The sequence below is a fragment of the Psychromonas sp. KJ10-5 genome, assembly GCF_055808325.1.
In genome coordinates this window covers 3,358,904-3,378,423 of record NZ_CM147864.1, presented here as the reverse complement: position 1 = coordinate 3,378,423, position 19,520 = coordinate 3,358,904, and the positions used below count along the sequence as shown (strand labels likewise).

Sequence of the window (19,520 nt, the reverse complement as noted above, 5' to 3'; positions counted from 1 at the left end):
AGTTAACCGAAAGGTGATAAAAATCTTATGCTTAGCCTACACTCAATAGAAAGTCTCAGACGCGTTGTTTAGCTCATGAAAATGACTTATTAAATATAATTCTACAGCACATAGATTTAAGACCTAATAAATAGCCATTGATTAAGGTTGCTTGATTGCTAAGCACCCTACAAACCTGTTATTCTGCGCATCATTAACATCCCCAATTTTGGTGTGTAAACACCACTGTTCTTAATGTTATGAAATGTACTAATGGCATTAAGATAAAACTGATATTTAAAGGTAACTATAAACATGTCTCGTTCTAAAAAAAGCCGTACAGCGGGTAACAGTGACGCTAAATTTGATGGCCGTAGAAAAGAAACGTCAACACAAGCAAAAGAAGCACGTGAAAAGAAACGTAAAGAAAAATTAAAAGGTAATAAAGCCGGCAATCGTAATGCAGTTGAAAGCAAACAAGGTGCACAACAAAGCCAACGCCAAGCAAAAAATGACAAGCGTGTTGGCAGCAAGAAACCAGTTGCACTTACGCTTAACGACAAACCGCAAGAAGCGGTTAAGCCTAAAATCGATATGCAACCAAAAGTAAAAGTGGTTAAAAGCACACCGGCTCCACAAAAGGCGCCAGTTAAAATTTCACCAGAGAAAGAGTTAGCAAATATCGAAAATGATGACCGTTTGAATGATCTTTTAGAGCAAGCTGAAACTGACCACGCTTTATCGAAAGAAGATCAAGCTTGGGTTGATCAGCAACTAAAACGCCACCAAGAACTAATGAAAGAGTTAGGTTGGGTGGACGATGAAGGCGAAGAAGATTTATTGCAACAATTTGAAGATGCAAGCTCTGCATTAGACGAGTTTAGATAGGTTAACCTTAATATGAATACAAGTATGATATTAGCAATTGTCGCTGTTGTCGTTATTTTAGCGTTGGCTTTTTATGCAGGCATGTTGCTTAACAAAATTAAAACCCATAAAGCGCGAGCATTAAAAGCAGAACAAGCCCAGGCTGAGTTTAAGCAACAAAAAATCCAAGAGCGAAATGATAATATCGTAGAAAGTATTCGTTTTATTGCTAAAGCGACCATGCAAAAGCAATGTAATGTATCGGAAGCTGCAATACGTTTAACGGTATTATTAGAAACCTTACAACTTGAAAAACCAGTTGATATTGCAGGTGACTACCCTGCTTTGACTGCAATGTTTGAAAAAGTTAAAGATATGCCAACCCATGAAGAGCGTAAGGCGCGTCCGGTAAAAGAGATTAAAATATTAGACGTGAGACGCGAGCTTTTTGAAGCCGAAATGGAAGAGGCGATCATCAAAGAAAGCGCACTACTCGCAGAATTTACTATTTAACCTCAGTTCTGAGTAATGGAAGCGAAACATTATATAAAATCAGATAATTAAATAATTTAACGCAGAAATCCGTATAAATAGCGGTGTTGACTCGCTTTTCTTATCCAGAATTGAAATTATTTAGTCTAAATCAATAGCACTTTTTATTAGCTAAGCAACTGATGCAGCTCAATAAAAACGTGCTATTTAGCTGTTATTCTACCCTCACTCATAACCAAAGCATAATAGAGAGTGATAGATGCAACAGCTGATTTGGGATCAAGCCCTAATTGAAAAATACAATTATAGTGGCCCACGCTACACTTCATATCCAACAGCCTTAGAGTTTAACGAAAGCTTTAATCAGAGCGATTTATCAGCAGCAACACAGCAATACCCTGAACGCCCTTTATCCTTATATATCCACATCCCTTTTTGTCACAAGCTCTGTTATTTTTGTGGCTGCAATAAGATTATTACTCGCCACCAAGAAAAAGCAGATAAGTACTTAGATTACTTAGCAACAGAGATTGCTCACCAAGCTAGCCGAATGAAAAATCGAGTAGTCACCCAGTTACACTGGGGTGGTGGTACACCTACTTTTTTATTACCCGCGCAAATAACTCGCTTAATGACATTGCTACGAACACATTTTAATTTTGCCAAAAATGCAGAGTTAAGCATTGAGGTTGATCCAAGAGAGATTGAATTAAGCACCATAGATCATTTAGCAAAAGAGGGTTTTAATCGTCTGAGTTTAGGGATTCAAGACTTTAATAAAGCGGTGCAAAAAGCGGTGAATCGCGAACAAGATGAGATTTTTATTGAGCAGTTATTAGCGCGTGCGAAACAACAAGGTTTTCAATCCATTAACCTCGATATGATTTATGGACTACCGCTACAGAACCAACAAAGTTTTGCTTATACTCTACATAAAGTGCTCGCTTTAGATCCCGCTCGTTTATCTGTATTTAATTACGCACATATGCCCAGTTTATTTGCAGCTCAACGTAAAATTAATGAAGATGAGATGCCAAAACCGGCAGAAAAGCTAGTTATGTTGCAGCAAACTATCGAATTATTAACTAACTCGGGTTATCAATTTATCGGCATGGACCATTTTGCTAAACCAGACGACGAGCTTGCACTAGCTCAACAACAAGGTAATTTACACCGTAACTTTCAAGGTTACACCACACAGCAAGAGGCTGATTTATTAGGAATGGGCGTCTCAGCAATCAGCCAAATAGGCGATTGTTACTCCCAGAACCAAAAAAAACTCAAGGCATATTATCAACAAGTTGAAGAACTAGGTCATGCTCAATGGCGTGGTATTCAATTAACAAAAGATGACTTGATCCGTCGTGAGGTGATCAAACAATTAATCTGTAACTTTAGTCTAAACAAAACCACCATCGAACAACAATTTACGATACAATTTGATCATTATTTTTCGCATGACATGCAATTATTAACGCCTTTTTTAGAGGATCAACTGATCACTATGGATAAACATCACATTCAAGTTTCAGCAACAGGTAAGCTTTTGATCCGTAATATTTGCATGTGTTTTGATGTTTACTTGCGTCAACAAGCACGCCAACAACAATTTTCTCGAGTTATTTAGTTAATGAGTAATGTACCAGGTTTATATTTAGGGTTAATGTCGGGCACTAGCTTAGATGCAATTGATGTTGCACTATGTGAACGGAACGAAGAAGGCTTTATACAAATTGCCGGTACTGCAATCGAATTAGCACCTGAGCTGCGTCAGCAATTACTTTCAATATGCAATGAAAAACACGCTAGTCTGCATCAGTTAGGTGAAGTAGACCATCAATTTGCAGTTGCCTGTGCACAAGCAGTAAATAGCCTTCTGAAAAATGAAAATATTCAAGCCACCTCTGTCAGCGCTATTGGTAGTCATGGACAAACCATTTACCATTCCCCTGATACTAAGATCGCTTTTACCCAACAAATTGGTGACGCAAATGTGATCGCAGCACAAACACAAATCCCCTGTATTGCTGATTTTAGAAGAATGGATATGGCTTACGGTGGTCAAGGAGCACCTTTAGTGCCAGCCTTTCACCAAGCCTTGTTTGCAAAAAGCGGTGAACAACGGATTATTTTAAACATAGGCGGCATTGCTAACATCAGTGTATTGAATGGCACTGAACATGCTTTTGGTTATGATACAGGTCCTGGTAATATGTTAATGGATGCTTGGATTAATCTACATCACCAACAAACCTATGATAAAAATGCTTGGTTTGCCAGTAGTGGTATAGTTAATCAGTCATTATTGAATTTGTTATTAGCCGATCCCTATTTTGCATTAGCTGCCCCCAAAAGTACGGGACGAGAAAAATTTAATCTCTCTTGGTTAACTGAGCAAATAGCTAAGCAAAACTACCAAGTACAAGATGTACAACGTACCCTACTGGAATTCACTGCACTCACAATTGTCGATCAAATAAAACTACAAAGTAAAGGTGGTACGGTTTACGTCTGTGGTGGCGGAGCCTTAAACCCGTTATTAATGGGACGTTTAAGTGCATTATTGGTAAATCACCAAGTACATACTACTGATGCTTTAGCGATTAACCCAATGTATGTAGAAGCCGTTGCCTTTGCCTGGCTAGCTGAGCAAAGAATGTTAGAAAGAAAAGTCCCATTGAAAGCTGTGACTGGGGCCAGTAGAGATGCGATTTTAGGCTGTATTTATTTACCCTAAACCCTGGTCTGGCAATCAAGGTATATTGACTATGTACCGGTTAAGCGGTAATAACACCAAGCGATTAAATGTAATCCCATTAAAATAGCGGTAAGCATAAGAAACATTAGAAAAGCCACCCGTTGGACCGCTAACCATTGCTCTACATTTGCCAATAAATAAATACCGGACAAGCCAATCAATAACACTAAGTTAATCGCCATACATTGGTTGCAACGGCCAATTTTATCTTTAAAAACACTACTCATACAACGATTACAAGCCACTCAATTCCCCTATCTCTTGTTAATCAAGATGAGTTTGATTAATATTTACCCACTATTTATCTATTGAGCAAACATTATGCATTACTTTATCAGTCTCTTATTTACCCTGGTAATATTTTCAGTAGGGGCAGAAGAAAAAGACTCAGCTGTACCACATAACAATGGTACACAAGGGCTATTAAAAAACACCTTTATTGAGCCTATCGATAATTTTAATAGTATCGGCAGTGAACTTAACAAAACTAAAAGTTCAGAGAAAACACCCACTCCAAAACAGCAAACAGGGGATCAAACACAACCAACACCTTCAACTAATAATAGTGAGGGCACTATTCCATCTCTCCCCGCAGTATGATCAGCACAACCACTATTCAATAATAATCCAGCAGAACTCCCTAATTAAAACAGACTCTACCGACACCAAGCAAACTTTTTACACCCTATCTCAACGCCCTCTTATAATAAATAACCTCTTAAGTCGTTTACTGTTTGACCTACAGTAACCATTAGATATACTGGTTATCCACTTGAATTTAAGAGCTTAATGAATGAAATATATTGGCGCACATGTTAGTGCCTCTGGCGGCGTATTTAACGCGCCTAAAAATGCCTATGATATCGGGGCAACAGCTTTCGCTTTATTTACTAAAAATCAACGACGTTGGGATGCTAAACCACTTGACGACAATACAATCCGTAAATTCAAAGCGGCTTGCTTACGTTATAAAATTCAAAGCCAAAATATTTTACCTCATGACTCATATTTAATTAATTTAGGTCACCCTGAAGCAGAAGCTCTAGAAAAATCTCGCAATGCATTCTTAGATGAGATGCAACGTTGTGAACAATTAGGGTTAACCTTATTAAACTTTCATCCAGGTAGTCACCTTAAAAAACTATCTGAAGATGATTGTTTAAAACGCATTGCCGAATCAATCAATATTGCATTACAGCAAACTAGTTCGGTTTCAGCGATTATTGAAAACACAGCCGGTCAAGGCACTAACTTAGGTTATCGTTTTGAGCACCTCGCGAAGATTATTGAGCAAGTCGACGATAAACAACGTGTGGGCGTTTGTATTGATACCTGCCATACTTTTACTGCAGGTTACGATTTACGGGGCATGGCTGCAACAGAAGCAACCTTTAAAGAATACTCAGATGTAGTGGGGTTTGAGTATTTACGCGCCATGCACATCAATGACAGCAAAGTACCTTTTGCTAGCCGTGTTGATCGACACGCTCCTTTAGGGGAAGGTGAAATTGGTTGGGATTGTTTTGAATTTATAATGAAAGACAAACGCTTTGATGAGATCCCACTGGTCTTAGAAACCACTGATGAAAGTTTATGGCCACAAGAGATAAGTCGTTTAAAACAATGGTCAGAAGCGGATTAGCCGCTATTTGTTGCTTTATGGCATTAAATACTTTGAAACTCACTAAACTGCGATTATGCTACTAAAGTAACGTTAAAATAAGGAAAGTAATATTCATGTTCCAAACACTAAAAGCATCTATTCAAACCTATATGACAGAAGAGCATGTTGCCTTTGTCGAACGCGCGTATCATTATGCATATGCGGCACATGATGGTGTGAAAAGAGCAAGTGGTGAACCTTATATTACCCACCCTGTTGCAGTGGCTGAAATTCTTGCAGGTATGAAACTCGATTATGAAGCGATTTCAGCTGCCTTAATGCATGACGTATTAGAAGACACAGATACTACACATGAAGAGTTAGCAGAAGCATTTAATGCAGATGTGGCACAACTTGTAGAGGGTGTGACGAAGTTAGATAAGTTTAATTTTGAGAATCGTGAACAAGCACAGGCACAAAACATTCGTAAGATGTTAATTGCGATGTCTAAAGACTTTCGAGTGATGTTAATCAAGCTTGCTGACCGCGTACATAATATGCGAACCCTAGATTCTTTACGCCTTGATAAACGACAACGCATTGCTCAAGAAACCTTTGAAATCTTTACGCCAATTGCAAATCGCCTAGGCTTACATCATTTAAAAAATGAACTTGAAGAACTTGCCTTTAAAGCACAAAACTCGGCTCGTTACCATGTATTAAAAGAAGCCATTGCTAAAGCTCGCGGTAATCGCCAAGACTTCATCGAAAGTATTTGTGATGAGATATCTGAGCAATTAACCTCAATGTCTATCGATGCACAAGTGATTGGTCGTGAAAAGCATCTATATAGCCTGTATAAAAAAATGCGCAAAAAAGGCTGTCAATTCCACGATGTTATGGACGTATATGCTTTTAGAATTATTGTAAAAGACTTAGATACTTGTTATCGCGTATTAGGTCAGATACATCATCTGTATCAGCCAAAATTAGAATTCTTTGAAGATTATATTGCCTTACCAAAAACCAATAGTTACCAGTCTCTACATACCACGTTAATCACCCATCAAGGTGTGAATATCGAGATCCAAATTCGTACTGAAGATATGGATGCGGTAGCAAAACATGGTATTGCGGCACATTGGAGCTACAAAGAAGGTAAAAAGACCACTAATATCGCAGCACAATTACAAACACGTAACTGGTTCCAAGGCCTAACAGAACAAGAAGATAACAGCACCAACTCTATTGTCTTGTTAGAAAATATTAAACAAGAATTGGGTAAAAACGATATTCACGTACTAACCCCTCAGGGTAAAATTATCGTATTACCTGCTTTTGCGACTGCAGTAGATTTTGCTTACGCAGTGCATACCAATATTGGCCATCACTGTATTGGTGCCAAAGTAGATAATGAATATTCAGTGTTAAGCCAAAAACTAGAAAGTGGTCAAACCATTGAAATAATTACAGGTAAAGAGGCTAGCCCAAGCCCTGAATGGTTAAACTTTGCAGCGACACATAGAGCTAGAAACAGTATTCGTAACTATCTTAAACAGTTACCTCAAACGACCACTATCCCATTAGGTCGACGCTTATTAAAGCAAGCATTGAATGCCACCAACTTAACAGATATTCCTCAAGAGAACATCGACAAAGTGATTGCAGATCATCACCTCGATGGCTTTAATCACCTATTACATGAGATTGGTAGCGGAAAATTACTCAGTTTAATCATTGCCAGACGTTTACGTGGTAATGCAGGTGAGCTAACGGAATCACAACATAAACAAAATATTCGCCAAAGTGCTATTAAAGGTGCAGAAGATATTATGTTGTCTTATGCAAATTGCTGTAAACCATTACCAGGTGACCCGATTGTAGCTCATACCAGTAGCGGAAAAGGTTTGGTGGTCCATGTTACAAATTGTCATAATGTAAATGGATTTGAAAATGAACTTGATAAGTATATTGCTGTCGAATGGGACATGAAGTTTATGAACCAATATGAATATTCCAGTGATCTGGTTATTCAAATGGCAAATCATAAAGCTGGCTTAGCTAAAATGTTTAATGTGATAGCAAAAAGTAACGCTAACGTTATAGATTTACAAACCACTGCGGTGACCAATCAAATTTATTCCATTAACGTCACTTTAACCGTGATTAATCGCATACATTTATCACGTATCATGCGTCAAATTAAGAAGCTAAGCGGCGTCAAAAGCGTTAAACGAAACAATAAAAAATAACCAAAAAAAATGGTATCGAAATCAATTACTTCACATGATAAGAAGTATCATTTATATTGTTAATAATAAGAATAATAAATAAACAATATCTACATATTAAATGGATTAAATATTATGAAAACTGTTAAAGCGATTACACTTATTCTAAGCAGTGTAGTTTTGGGTGCTTGTACTGCAGAAACACAAATAATACCGCAAGAAGTAAAAATAGAGCAGCTACAACACAATTGGAAATTAACACATATTGATAATATTCAATTGGCTACTGTAATCAATAGCACATTAATGATTGATCCTGCTAATAAAAGCACAGGTAATCTAGGCTGTAATAACTTTGTTGGTACAGCCGAATTCAGCGATAACCAATTACGCATTAGCAAAATGGCTAATACACGAAAAATGTGTGGTGAACTGAAAAATGGTGTTGAAATGGATGTGACTAGCGTCCTTAGTGACTGGTCAAATGTCATGGTTGATAATGACTCTTTAATTATCGGTAATAACAAACATTCACTCACTTACCAATTAGCTAAATAATAATCTAATGAAGTCGATTGTTAGCTTGCTTACAATCGACTTATACCAATGACATTAAATATAACTTATTAGCTTCACGGTTTAGCTATCGTGCTTGTTTATTTCAAAGTAGTGATCTCACTCACACTAATCCAATAACACCACTTTTGTTTCCATAAAACTGCAACCTCCAATAACAATTACGTCATAAAAATATGCTAATTTTTAGCTGTTATCTGATATTTTTTCAGCTTTTTTAATACGCACAATAACGTAATGAGAGGTTCGAAATGAGTAATATACACCAACTTAATAATTTACCTAAGCAAGCCACAATTAACCTTATTGCGTCCTATAAAGGTGATTTTGAAAATGGCTATTTTGATTACTGTCAACTGTTAGAAAAATTACAAGATGTGATTTTACGTGGTCACTTTATGGATCAAGAAGATAATGCAGCTTGGATGATGCACAGAGGTCATGATTATCTATCGAACCCTAAACTTTTTGCTCACGCACCATTGACCTATTTATGCGCCTTTCTCAGTGAAACCTTTAAAAAAAATAGTTTAAATGAGATTGAGAGAAGTATTCCTTCGGCTGTTTTTAGTGCTATTTTAACGCGCCTAAATGACTTTAAATGAACGTTGAAGCAAACATAAAGCAAGGCTAAATAAATAAAAACCAAAGGCAATATCATGGATTTTATGTCAACTTGATTTGTGCTTAATTACGATTGCATTACACTAGCATTTTAGCTGTTACTAAAAGAGTAAACATGGATTCAATCACTCAAATAGCATTAGGTGCTAGTGTTGCTGGTATTGTAGGTACAAAGTCTTTTGGCCGTAAAGCGTTAGTCACAGGAGCCATTTTAGGCACTCTTCCAGATTTAGATGTATTATTAAATTACCAAACAGCTATTCAAGACTTTACTTTTCATCGCGGATTCAGCCACTCTTTATTAGTATTAAGTGCATTAAGCATCGTTATTTATTATTTAGTTTTACTCCTGAAACCTACATTAAGCTCTCATAAAAAAGCCTTATTCTTAGTTATCTTTCTGCCTTTAATTACCCATCCTTTACTCGATGCTTTAACTACGTATGGCACCCAGCTATTATGGCCAATCAATATGCCACCTATCTCTTGGTCAAGCATCTTTATTATTGATCCTCTTTATACCCTACCTCTGTTATTTGGCGTCATTGGGTTATGGGTTAAACGAGGCTCAGTGAGGTGGCAAAAAATCAATGCCGTTATGTTAGGAGTAAGCTGCTTATACCTTATTCAAGGCCAAGCACAGCGTGTACAAATCCACACGCAATTACAACATGACCCAATAGCACAGACGGGTGAGATATTTATTTCTCCCACACCTTTTAATACCTTATTATGGCGAGTTCTGAGTTATCAAGAAGATAGATATTATGTCAGTTTCACCCACGCCTTTAATCAACAGCCACTATCATGGCAACCTTTTGATACTGGACGGGAGCTATTAAACGGCTTTAACTCAACTGAGTTAGAGCGCTTAGAATGGTTTAGCAGCGGTTTTTTGCAGTTTACTAAACAGGAAGGTCAATTGATTGCGACTGATCTACGCGTAGGGCTAACACTTTATTATCCCTTTGCATTTAGTTTGGCCAAAGACGAAAATCAATGGCAACCTGTATTATCCGAAAAAATGGCAGCCCCTAAAATTAATTGGACAAAATTATTAGAGTTGCTCCACCTTTAAGCCCGGTTAATTAATCGAGTCTTGGCATCAACGACACAGCTCTTAAATAAAGAAATGTTATAGAGTATCCACATACTGCTTAATTTCAGATAAGAATTCTTCGCCATATTTATCTAGTTTAATATGACCTACGCCAGTGATTGACAGGAATTGTGAGTCATTGGTTGGCATCATTTCGCTCATTTCTGAGAGTGATACATCACTGAAAATAACATATGGAGGCAGATTTTCTTGGTCCGCTATCTGCTTCCGTAAATGACGTAACTTAGCAAAGAGCTTACTATCTGCATTCGCAGAAATACTACGGCGTTTTTGCTTCGCAGTGGTTTTTACTAGTTGTAATCGCGGTACCGCTAACATTAAAGCTTGTTCAGATTTTAATACGGTACGAGCGGCTTCTGTCAATTGCAAAGCAGACCCCCGTGTTAAGTTCTGCATCAATAAACCACAATGAATCAGCTGTCTAGCTATACTAAACCAATGCTCCGTAGTCTTATCTTTACCAATACCAAAAGTCGATAACTGATCATGCCCTAGGCTCTTAACACGTGCTGTTTGTGCACCACGCAAGACCTCAACCACATGTGTGATACCAAAATGCTGCCCAGTGCGATAAACACAAGATAAAATCTTTTGCGCATCCACAGTCGCATCATAGCTTTGCGGTGGATCTAAACAGATATCACAGTTACCACAGGCTTTAGGGCTATACTCACCAAAATAGTTTAATACGACTCGACGACGGCAAGTTTGTGCTTCTGCAAAGGCCACCATTGTATTGAGTTTATGTAATTCAATGCGTAACTGCTCTTGATTAGGATTCTTTTCTAATAAACTACGAATACGTGCAGGATCGGCAGGATCATAAAACAACATAGCTTGTGCAGGTAGGCCATCTCGCCCAGCACGCCCAGTTTCTTGATAATAAGATTCAATATTTTTCGGGATCTCGTAATGCACAACAAAACGCACATTAGGCTTATCGATACCCATACCAAAAGCCACGGTTGCCACTACAATCTCTACTTCATCTTTAATGAATAGGTCTTGTACATGCTGCCGCTCTTCTAGAGGTAGCCCTGCATGATAGCAACGAGAGTTAAGCCCTTTTGCCGCCAGTTTACCCGCAATCTCTTCTGTACGTTTACGGCTAGTACAATAAATAATACCGCTTTCATCTTTATGCTGATCTAAATAATTAAACAGTTGCGTTAATGGACGATATTTTTCAATCAACAAGTATTCGATGTTAGGGCGATCAAAACTACGGATTTCAATTAATGGATCCTGCAATTGTAAACGCTGTAAAATATCCTGCTGTGTTGCATGGTCAGCGGTCGCCGTTAAAGCCACTAAAGGGATATTAGGAAAATATTCTTTAAGATGACCTAATTGTGCATATTCAGGTCTAAAATCGTGGCCCCAAGAGGAGATACAATGTGCTTCGTCCACCGCAAATAAGTTAATCGGTAGATGTTGTAATCGCGCAATAAAGTCTTGGCGTAATAAACGCTCAGGGGCAACATACAATAACTTTAAACGACCTTGATATAAGGCGTTGATAATCTCATTTTGTTCTTGATAAGAAAGCGTTGAGTTTAAATAGGCGGCAGCGACACCACAAGCTTGTAAGGTATCAACTTGATCTTTCATTAAAGAGATTAATGGCGAGATAACAATGCATATCCCTTCTCGCACTAATGCTGGGATTTGAAAACATAAACTTTTACCGCCGCCCGTTGGCATCACGACTAACGCGTCACGCCCTGCTATCAATTCATTGATAACCGTTTCTTGACCATCTCTAAATTGGCTGTAGCCGAAGACATCTAACAAGACATTCTGTGCGGGACTAGTCATATTCTGACTCAAAATATAGCAACCTATTGATCATCGAAGCGGGTAAAAGGGCGAACATTGTAAATCAGTGGCATAAATATTTCAGCTTAAATTTCCTCTTTACAGACGATTAAAGTGCTCACCAAACTGTTCTACTTTTTGCCAATCCGTTAACTCCATATCCTGTGTTTTGTCAGTGCTTCCACCGGTCATTTTCATGATCAGTTGAATCAATAATGTCTGCCACCAATTATAACGAGAATACAATAAAGCACCGGCGAACACCGCTTTGTGTTGAGGCTGCCACGCTGATAACTGTTCAAATTTTTTCATATAAGCGTTGTTTTCAGGTACCGCTTTTTCAGGTTTACGCGCAGTTAAACACACCACAAAAAAGGCATTCTGCAACGCCTCTAACTGTTGCTTATGCTGATTTACAAAGTTAATCATATTCTTTCTAAAATTACCGTAGCGAATAGATGCGCCCACTAACACTTTGTTATATAGAGTAAAATCAATTTCCAGCTTATCATCAACGTTAATAACGGTTACTTCACCTTCAATAGATTGTTTAATACGATTGATGATTTTTAATGTTTGCCCATCTACTGAAGAGTAGAGAATTAAGGTGTTTGCAGGTACTTGTGTTGTAGACATCATTTAATTTTTCCAAAAAACAGGGGTAAAGAGAACCAACAAGGTAAATACCTCTAATCGACCGAACAGCATGGCAATCATCATAATCCACTTAGACGCATCACTCACATCATTAAAGTGTAACGCCACATCACCTAAACCAGGGCCTAAGTTATTTAACATGGCTGCAACTGAGGAGAAAGCACTTAACTCATCCATACCAGTCATTAACAAGGCTAACATACAAATAATAAACACCAACGCATAGGTTGAGAAAAAGCCCCATACTGCCTCTACAACACGGTCGGGCAAGGCTTTATTGCCTAACTTAATTTTATAAACAGCTTTAGGATGCACAAGACGTTTTAGCTCACGCTGCCCTTGTAGGTTTAATAACAATACGCGGATCACTTTTAATCCACCGCCCGTTGAACCTGCACATCCCCCGATAAAACTAGAAAAGATCAATAATACCGGTAAAAACAATGGCCAGTCTGAAAAGGAGGTCGTTGTGAAACCTGCTGTCGTTGAAATAGAGACGGCTTGAAATAACGCGTGTGAGAAAGTAGTTTCAATGGTGCTATAAATATCATTACCCATTAATACCCAGAAACAGATCCCAGTAAGGAACAATTGAATAAAAATAAAGGCACGTACTTCAGGGTCTTTTCGATATACTTTTAAGCTAAATTCCTTCGCAGAAAAAGCGGTAAAATGTAACGCATAGTTAATACCGGAAATAAGTAAGAACACCACAGTGATCATATTGATCACATCGCTATCAAAGTGCCCCATACTAGCGTCATAAGTAGAAAACCCACCAATCGACACAGTAGAAAAGCTATGTCCTAATGCATCAAACAGCGTCATGCCAGCAAGCCAAAAAGCCAACATACAAGCTACGGTTAAACATAAATAAACGTACCAAAGTGCCTTTGCGGTTTCTGCAATACGCGGTGTCATTTTAGAGTCTTTAACTGGCCCTGGGGTCTCTGCACGATATAGCTGCATACCACCTATACCTAACATCGGTAAAACAGCAACGGCTAATACAATAATCCCCATGCCACCAAACCATTGCAGCATTTGTCGGTAGAAAAGAATCGACTTAGGTAAATCATTGAGTTCCGCAATAGTGGTTGCGCCAGTGGTAGTAAGCCCAGAGAAAGATTCAAAAAAGGCAGTGGCCAAATTCATATCCACACTGGAGCTCATCAGGAAAGGAATCGCACCGACACTGCCTAGGGTTGCCCAAAACAACACCACAATTAAAAAGCCTTCACGGGCTTTTAATTCACTTTTATAACGTCGATTCGGTAACCAGAATGCAAAGCCAATTAGTAACGTCACAAAAAATGCCGCTAAAAAGTCATTACCACCACCATCTTGATAGATATAAGCAATAAAAACCGGAGGTAGCATGGTTAAACTAAATAACCCTATTAGCATGGCTACGATTCTGATAATTGAACGGATAGCCATTAGTTAACCCAATTCATTAACAGAACGATTAATTTTTTTTGCAATGACTTGTCCCTGCATCAATGATTGTAATTTTTGTTTAAACAAACTGACCTGTTCCCTATCAACTTCTATCAATGCTTGAACAGTCTGTTGATAATCGACTTCAATAAGACGTCCTGAATGCGCTGACAGTATATGTTCTAACGTTGCCATTTGCGCATAGTTGCATTGTAACTGAAATTGCTCAAAAAAACGCTTTTCCATTGTTGGCATAGTTGGGCATAACTGTTGCAAACCGTTACTATAAGCACGAACTAACCCTCCTGTCCCCAACTTAATGCCGCCAGAGTACCTAACAACAACCGCAACCATCTCTCCAACATGACTACCTTGTAGAACAGCTAACATCGGTTTTCCCGCAGTACCTTTTGGCTCACCATCATCACTACACCCCATGTTTACACTGTCTTTAGGGCTACCACCAATAAAAGCCCAACAGTGATGACGAGCATCTTTATGTTCCGCTTTAATATCCGCAAGAAACTGCATGGCCGCTGCTTTGCCTTTAGCTGGCTGTAAAAACGTCAGAAAGCGGCTTTTTTTAATCTCTTCTTGAAAGAAAACCGCTTCTTTTAGAATTAAATACGGCTTATTCACTTTGAATCAATAACCCTTGTCGTTGCCATTCAATAACTCCACCAGCAACAGAATATACATTTTCATACCCCATATTCTGCAATGAAGCAGCGGCTAATACACTTCGAGCTCCAGAACGACATAATAAATAGATAGGAAGCTGCGCCGCCGATGCTAAACCTTCAATTAAGTGCTGGTAAGCAGGTAAGCCAGTTAACTGCATCTCTAGTACACCACGCGGTATTAACTCACTGCCAACTGGATATCCCGCTGCAGTTTCATTAGGCTCTCTGATATCAATAAACAGTAACGGTGTATTATTTTGTAAATGCTCATACACTGTTACACAGTCGACTTCATTAACTTCCGCACGTAACGACGCCACCAATGCTTTTCCATCTAATAACATACTTTTCCCTATTGGTCGGATAAACAATCTAACAACTGCTGTGCAGCGTCGATTGTAAAACGTTGTCTATCAAGCTGTTTAATAAACACCTCAATCACTTTTTGATCAAATGGTTCAATACTTTTTGTGGTTAATACTCTTTTACTCGCGGTAATCAAATCTTCATCACTCTGTTGAAAATCTAAGATTAATTGTGATAACACACAATGATAGCGCAATCGCGTCTCATTTAAGTGAGCGCTCAGCACTTTTATGAATGATAGGTGACTTATTTCAATAAAGTCGCCATCCACCCTCACTATATTCACAGTTTGTAGTTCAAATAATAACAATCTAACCCGTTCCGCTATGCGTTGTACTGAAGGTACTAAAAAATATTCAGCTTCAACAAAGGGTAACAGCAGCTTCATCATTTGTTCAAGCGAGGTTCTTTGTATGCGCTTTATTCCCTTTGTATATTGAGAGTGCTTATTTAATTGTATTAAACAAAAACTAAGTAAAGCAGGCAAAGCAAACAAATGCACTATGGTATTACGGTAATAGGTTAATTGTGCACTTTGACGACTATTTGCACTGATTACGTTATCAAGCTCAGAAAATTTATTGATCGCCAATGCCTGTTGATAAACGATTTCAGGCGCTTGTGTTGGATACGTCATTAACGTATTTTTTAACGATAACCCAAACAACTGCTGATGCAATGCTATCAAGTTAAGTAAACGCTGTTTACTTAACTGATGATGTGTACTGGCTAACAAAATTGCTGCACATAAGGGTAAAGCATTAACAGCAGTTGCTTGGTTAATACCTTGCATCACTTGGCCTGCAATGTGGTTCACATGCTCAATTATATCTTCTTTCGCTAACCTATTTTCTCGCCATTGAGGTGTTTGTTGATCAAAATAGTTCTTCAAACTAATCGGCTCTCCAAAATTCACAAAAGCACGACCAAAATTACCTAATTTTTTTATTATCCCCAATACTTGCCATAGGTTTTCTTGCTTTTTCTGCTTGCCTGACAACTCTTTCATGTAAGTACTCACTTCCATGATATGGTCATATCCTATATATATCGGCACTAATACAACATTGCGATTAGTTTGTGCTAAAAAAGTATCGACACTCATGGTCAATAGGCCAATTTTCGGAGGTAATAACCGCCCTGTCCGACTACGCCCACCTTCAGTGAAAAACTCTATAGGATAACCTTGCTTAAATAACATAGAAAAATAAGCTTTAAATACCTTGCTATACAAAGGGTCCCCCTTAAAGCTACGACGTATAAAAAATGCACCAGAACGCCTAAAAATACCACCAGCAGGAAAAAAGTTAAGATTCACTCCGGCTGCGATATGCGGAGGCATTAGACCTTCTTCATATAATAGATAAGAAAGTAACAGGTAATCCATGTGGCTACGGTGACAAGGCATATACACTATTTCAGCACCACTTTGCGTCGCATCTCTCACTGTTTGGGCGTTGTTCACCTCAATACCTTGATAAATCCCGTTCCAAACTCGACCTAAAATAGTGCGAAAAAAACGTATAAATCGATATGAAAATTGGCTGCTTATTTCTTGTAAATAAGACTGACATTGCTCTGTCACCTGTGTTTCTGACAAGCCTGTTTCTGCACAATATTGATTAATTTCTTGCTGCAATTGTTCACTTTCAAGCAGCTGTTTAATAATTTTTTGTCGAGCAGGAATAGCAAGGCCAATACCGCAACGCTGCAATCTATTAAAAGAATGTAACCCGACTTTTGCTAACCTATGAACGTATTTTTCAACCTTGAGTTCTGCATTTTTTTTTAATAAAACGTGAGCAGAAATAGGAGAATTAAATTGTATCAACAGTTCTCGGCCAAAGCGCAGAACTCGGGAGGCTTTTTGTAAACGATTCAGATCACTAAAATGAGGTGAACTATGTTGTGCGACCTGACTTCCAGGATTTCTTCCCCAGAAAAAAGTCACAGGGATTAATTGCACATCTAATTCACGATGTTGATGGAGTAAGTTGGATAACCGCTGGTACTGATTAATATGCGTTGCTTGCTGTTGCTTTAACTCTGCTTTTTTAAACCAATACTGCTCATGCAAAAATATCATCGAAGAAAATTTTTCTCCAGCAATATTAATTGATTGAAAAGGGTCAGGCAAAGCAGCTTGTTGACAGCCCTTTTGTAACGCAAGCAAATCACTAGGGCAATTTTGCGCTAACACATAAATAATTGGCCGGTCAGAGTCGATTGCAAAGGTTGACAATGGATCGCGTGGTACCACTGTATTTTTAACCCAAAACCGATTCGTTATCCGTGACCCCAAAGTCCCTGTTGCTAACACATACTATCCTTGTATCCTTTGTCTTTAAGCATTGTAGTTTAACATACCCAAATGATGCGTATAAATAGATAAAACAGTTCTGCTATTTTGACAAATCAATCACAGCAATACACAGCTAAATGATGACCAAAGGCCGTCTATTTGTTAAAGTACCTTTCTTGAATTTATGCCAATGAGCTCATTTATCAATGCAAAAAAACACTGGATTAAAGCGCATCTGTTTAGCACTGGGTTATTCTACTAACGGTTTAAAAAGTGCATATAAACATGAAGCAGCTTTTCGACAAGAGATATGGCTAACTTGCATATTAATTCCAACTGCGTTTTTTATAGATGTAACTCAAGTAGAACGTATTTTACTCATACTGCCAATCATACTCATGTTAATGTTTGAAATGGTCAATTCTGCTATTGAAGCAGTAGTGGATAGAATTGGTAGTGAGTTCCATGAACTAGCAGGCAGAGCTAAAGACATGGGTTCAGCAGCAGTGTTGGTCAGCGTGATCTTAACCGCATACATCTGGATAGAAATTCTGTTTTTTTAATCAACTTCACTCGTTAGGATTTTAATATGGCGGACAAGCCAGCTTTTACCAAACAAAAAAATAACACCATGAACTCACCGATCAAAACGGTTCCTCACTCTTTTGAGGCTGAGCAAGCGGTTATCGGTGGCTTATTATTAGATAACGATACTTGGTCTGATGTTTCTGAGCGAGTGGTTGATCGTGATTTTTATACTCGTGCTCATCGCCTAATATTTTCAACCATTGAGAAACTTAGTAGTGATGATATCCCTGTTGATATCGTGACACTGTCTGAAAAACTTGAAAACACACAGGACTTAGAAGGGATAGGTGGCATCGCCTACTTAGCTGAGCTATTACAGAATACACCTAGTGCCGCGAATATTAATAATTATGCGGATATTGTACGTGAACGTGCCATTGTCCGAGAGTTAATCGGAGTAGCTAATGATATTGCCGAAGCCGGTTATGATACAGAAGGTCGCGATAGCTCAGAATTATTAGACTTTGCTGAAACCAAAGTATTCCAAATAGCAGAAGCGCGTAATAATAAAAATGAAGGTCCACAGGCGATCAAAGACATCTTGAAAGAGACGGTCGCTAAAATTGATGATTTATGCAAAAACCCACGCGATGGTATTACTGGTTTATCATCGGGTTATAACGATTTAGACCAAATGACTACAGGTTTCCAACCCGGTGACTTAATCATAGTTGCTGCCCGTCCATCTATGGGTAAAACAACCTTTGCTATGAACTTAGCAGAGCATGCGGCCCTCAATGCCGACAAACCAACGATTATCTTCTCATTAGAGATGCCTGCGGATCAGATCATGAACCGTATGTTGGCATCATTGGGTCGTATCGACCAAGGTAAAATCCGTACTGGTCAACTTGATGAGAACGACTGGGCATCACTGTCTTCAACTATGTCTATCTTATTGGATAGAGGTAAAATGTTTATTGATGATAGTTCAGGCTTAACCCCTACCGAGCTGCGCTCACGAGCACGACGTATTGCTCGTGACCATGGCGGTGTCAGTATGATCATGGTCGATTACCTGCAATTAATGCGCGTTCCTTCATTAAGTGAAAACCGTACTTTAGAGATCTCTGAGATATCTCGCTCTTTGAAAGCATTAGCCAAAGAACTGCGCTGTCCGGTTATCGCACTATCTCAGCTAAACCGTGGTCTAGAGCAACGTGCAGATAAACGCCCGATTAACTCAGATTTACGAGAATCAGGCGCAATTGAGCAGGATGCCGATTTAATCATGTTTATTTACCGTGATGAGGTTTATCACGAAGACAGTGAACATAAGGGCATTGCAGAGATCATTATAGGTAAACAGCGTAACGGTCCAATCGGTAAGGTTCGCTTAACCTTCCAAGGACGTTACTCTCGTTTTGATGATTACACAGGGACTGCCTACCACGGCGAAGAGTGATCCTTATCAAG

General features: G+C 38.6%; 19 protein-coding genes. 12 read left to right on the top strand and 7 right to left on the bottom strand.

The features are described 5' to 3' along the window. The first annotated feature begins 294 nt into the window (after positions 1–294). From yihI to AC0L3W_RS14855, 4 genes are all read left to right on the top strand, one after another. Positions 295–867 (top strand): Der GTPase-activating protein YihI, encoded by a 573-nt coding sequence (yihI, locus tag AC0L3W_RS14870; protein ID WP_409440187.1) that lies wholly within the window; start codon positions 295–297, stop codon positions 865–867. Between the two features lie 12 nt (positions 868–879). Beyond that, positions 880–1,359, top strand: coding sequence for a DUF2489 domain-containing protein (locus AC0L3W_RS14865; RefSeq protein ID WP_290040197.1), 480 nt, complete (start codon positions 880–882; stop codon positions 1,357–1,359). A gap of 238 nt (positions 1,360–1,597) precedes the next feature. Then, entirely contained in the window at positions 1,598–2,965 is a 1,368-nt protein-coding gene (hemN, locus tag AC0L3W_RS14860) for an oxygen-independent coproporphyrinogen III oxidase (protein ID WP_290040195.1), read from the top strand. A 3-nt stretch (positions 2,966–2,968) separates the two neighbouring features. Beyond that, positions 2,969–4,075 (top strand): anhydro-N-acetylmuramic acid kinase, encoded by a 1,107-nt coding sequence (locus tag AC0L3W_RS14855; protein ID WP_290040193.1) that lies wholly within the window; start codon positions 2,969–2,971, stop codon positions 4,073–4,075. A 29-nt stretch (positions 4,076–4,104) separates the two neighbouring features. Here the strand turns inward: AC0L3W_RS14855 and AC0L3W_RS14850 are convergent, their stop codons facing one another. Continuing rightward, entirely contained in the window at positions 4,105–4,341 is a 237-nt protein-coding gene (locus AC0L3W_RS14850) for a DUF3624 family protein (RefSeq protein ID WP_290040191.1), read from the bottom strand. 76 nt (positions 4,342–4,417) lie between these two features. Here AC0L3W_RS14850 and AC0L3W_RS14845 point away from each other — a divergent pair, with 76 nt between their 5' ends. The 6 genes from AC0L3W_RS14845 to AC0L3W_RS14820 all read left to right on the top strand — a co-directional run bounded on the left by AC0L3W_RS14845 (position 4,418) and on the right by AC0L3W_RS14820 (position 10,208). Then, positions 4,418–4,696 (top strand): hypothetical protein, encoded by a 279-nt coding sequence (locus AC0L3W_RS14845; RefSeq protein ID WP_409440188.1) that lies wholly within the window; start codon positions 4,418–4,420, stop codon positions 4,694–4,696. A gap of 193 nt (positions 4,697–4,889) precedes the next feature. Next, on the top strand, positions 4,890–5,738 hold the full coding sequence (nfo, locus tag AC0L3W_RS14840; RefSeq protein ID WP_409440189.1) for a deoxyribonuclease IV: 849 nt from the start codon (positions 4,890–4,892) through the stop codon (positions 5,736–5,738). A gap of 89 nt (positions 5,739–5,827) precedes the next feature. Beyond that, positions 5,828–7,951, top strand: coding sequence for a RelA/SpoT family protein (locus tag AC0L3W_RS14835; protein ID WP_290040285.1), 2,124 nt, complete (start codon positions 5,828–5,830; stop codon positions 7,949–7,951). A gap of 114 nt (positions 7,952–8,065) precedes the next feature. After that, a complete protein-coding gene (locus tag AC0L3W_RS14830; protein ID WP_290040185.1) occupies positions 8,066–8,488 on the top strand; it encodes an META domain-containing protein in 423 nt (140 codons plus the stop codon). A 269-nt stretch (positions 8,489–8,757) separates the two neighbouring features. After that, positions 8,758–9,111, top strand: coding sequence for a hypothetical protein (locus AC0L3W_RS14825; RefSeq protein WP_290040183.1), 354 nt, complete (start codon positions 8,758–8,760; stop codon positions 9,109–9,111). A 134-nt stretch (positions 9,112–9,245) separates the two neighbouring features. Beyond that, positions 9,246–10,208, top strand: coding sequence for a metal-dependent hydrolase (locus AC0L3W_RS14820; protein WP_409440190.1), 963 nt, complete (start codon positions 9,246–9,248; stop codon positions 10,206–10,208). Between the two features lie 57 nt (positions 10,209–10,265). Here the strand turns inward: AC0L3W_RS14820 and recQ are convergent, their stop codons facing one another. The 6 genes from recQ to plsB form a co-directional block, all read right to left on the bottom strand. Beyond that, positions 10,266–12,068: a DNA helicase RecQ gene (recQ, locus tag AC0L3W_RS14815; RefSeq protein WP_409440191.1), complete on the bottom strand. Its 1,803-nt coding sequence runs from the start codon at positions 12,066–12,068 to the stop codon at positions 10,266–10,268. 99 nt (positions 12,069–12,167) lie between these two features. Further along, complete coding sequence (gene hemG / locus AC0L3W_RS14810; RefSeq protein WP_409440192.1) at positions 12,168–12,707, bottom strand: menaquinone-dependent protoporphyrinogen IX dehydrogenase; 540 nt, start codon at positions 12,705–12,707, stop codon at positions 12,168–12,170. Then, positions 12,708–14,165: a TrkH family potassium uptake protein gene (locus tag AC0L3W_RS14805; protein ID WP_409440193.1), complete on the bottom strand. Its 1,458-nt coding sequence runs from the start codon at positions 14,163–14,165 to the stop codon at positions 12,708–12,710. 3 nt (positions 14,166–14,168) lie between these two features. Beyond that, positions 14,169–14,804, bottom strand: coding sequence for a YigZ family protein (locus AC0L3W_RS14800; protein ID WP_290040175.1), 636 nt, complete (start codon positions 14,802–14,804; stop codon positions 14,169–14,171). Next, positions 14,797–15,192 (bottom strand): rhodanese-like domain-containing protein, encoded by a 396-nt coding sequence (locus AC0L3W_RS14795; protein ID WP_290040174.1) that lies wholly within the window; start codon positions 15,190–15,192, stop codon positions 14,797–14,799. Before AC0L3W_RS14795 ends, AC0L3W_RS14800 begins: the two co-directional genes overlap by 8 nt. Positions 15,193–15,200: 8 nt before the next feature. Beyond that, the gene (gene plsB / locus AC0L3W_RS14790) at positions 15,201–17,534 is read right to left on the bottom strand and encodes a glycerol-3-phosphate 1-O-acyltransferase PlsB (RefSeq protein ID WP_409440194.1); all 2,334 of its coding nucleotides are present in this window, start codon (positions 17,532–17,534) and stop codon (positions 15,201–15,203) included. A 188-nt stretch (positions 17,535–17,722) separates the two neighbouring features. On the opposite strand from plsB, the gene AC0L3W_RS14785 reads away from it, so the two are divergent. Both AC0L3W_RS14785 and dnaB read left to right on the top strand, forming a co-directional pair. Further along, entirely contained in the window at positions 17,723–18,079 is a 357-nt protein-coding gene (locus tag AC0L3W_RS14785) for a diacylglycerol kinase (RefSeq protein WP_409440195.1), read from the top strand. Between the two features lie 26 nt (positions 18,080–18,105). Next, on the top strand, positions 18,106–19,509 hold the full coding sequence (gene dnaB, locus AC0L3W_RS14780) for a replicative DNA helicase (RefSeq protein ID WP_290040169.1): 1,404 nt from the start codon (positions 18,106–18,108) through the stop codon (positions 19,507–19,509). Positions 19,510–19,520: the final 11 nt, after the last annotated feature.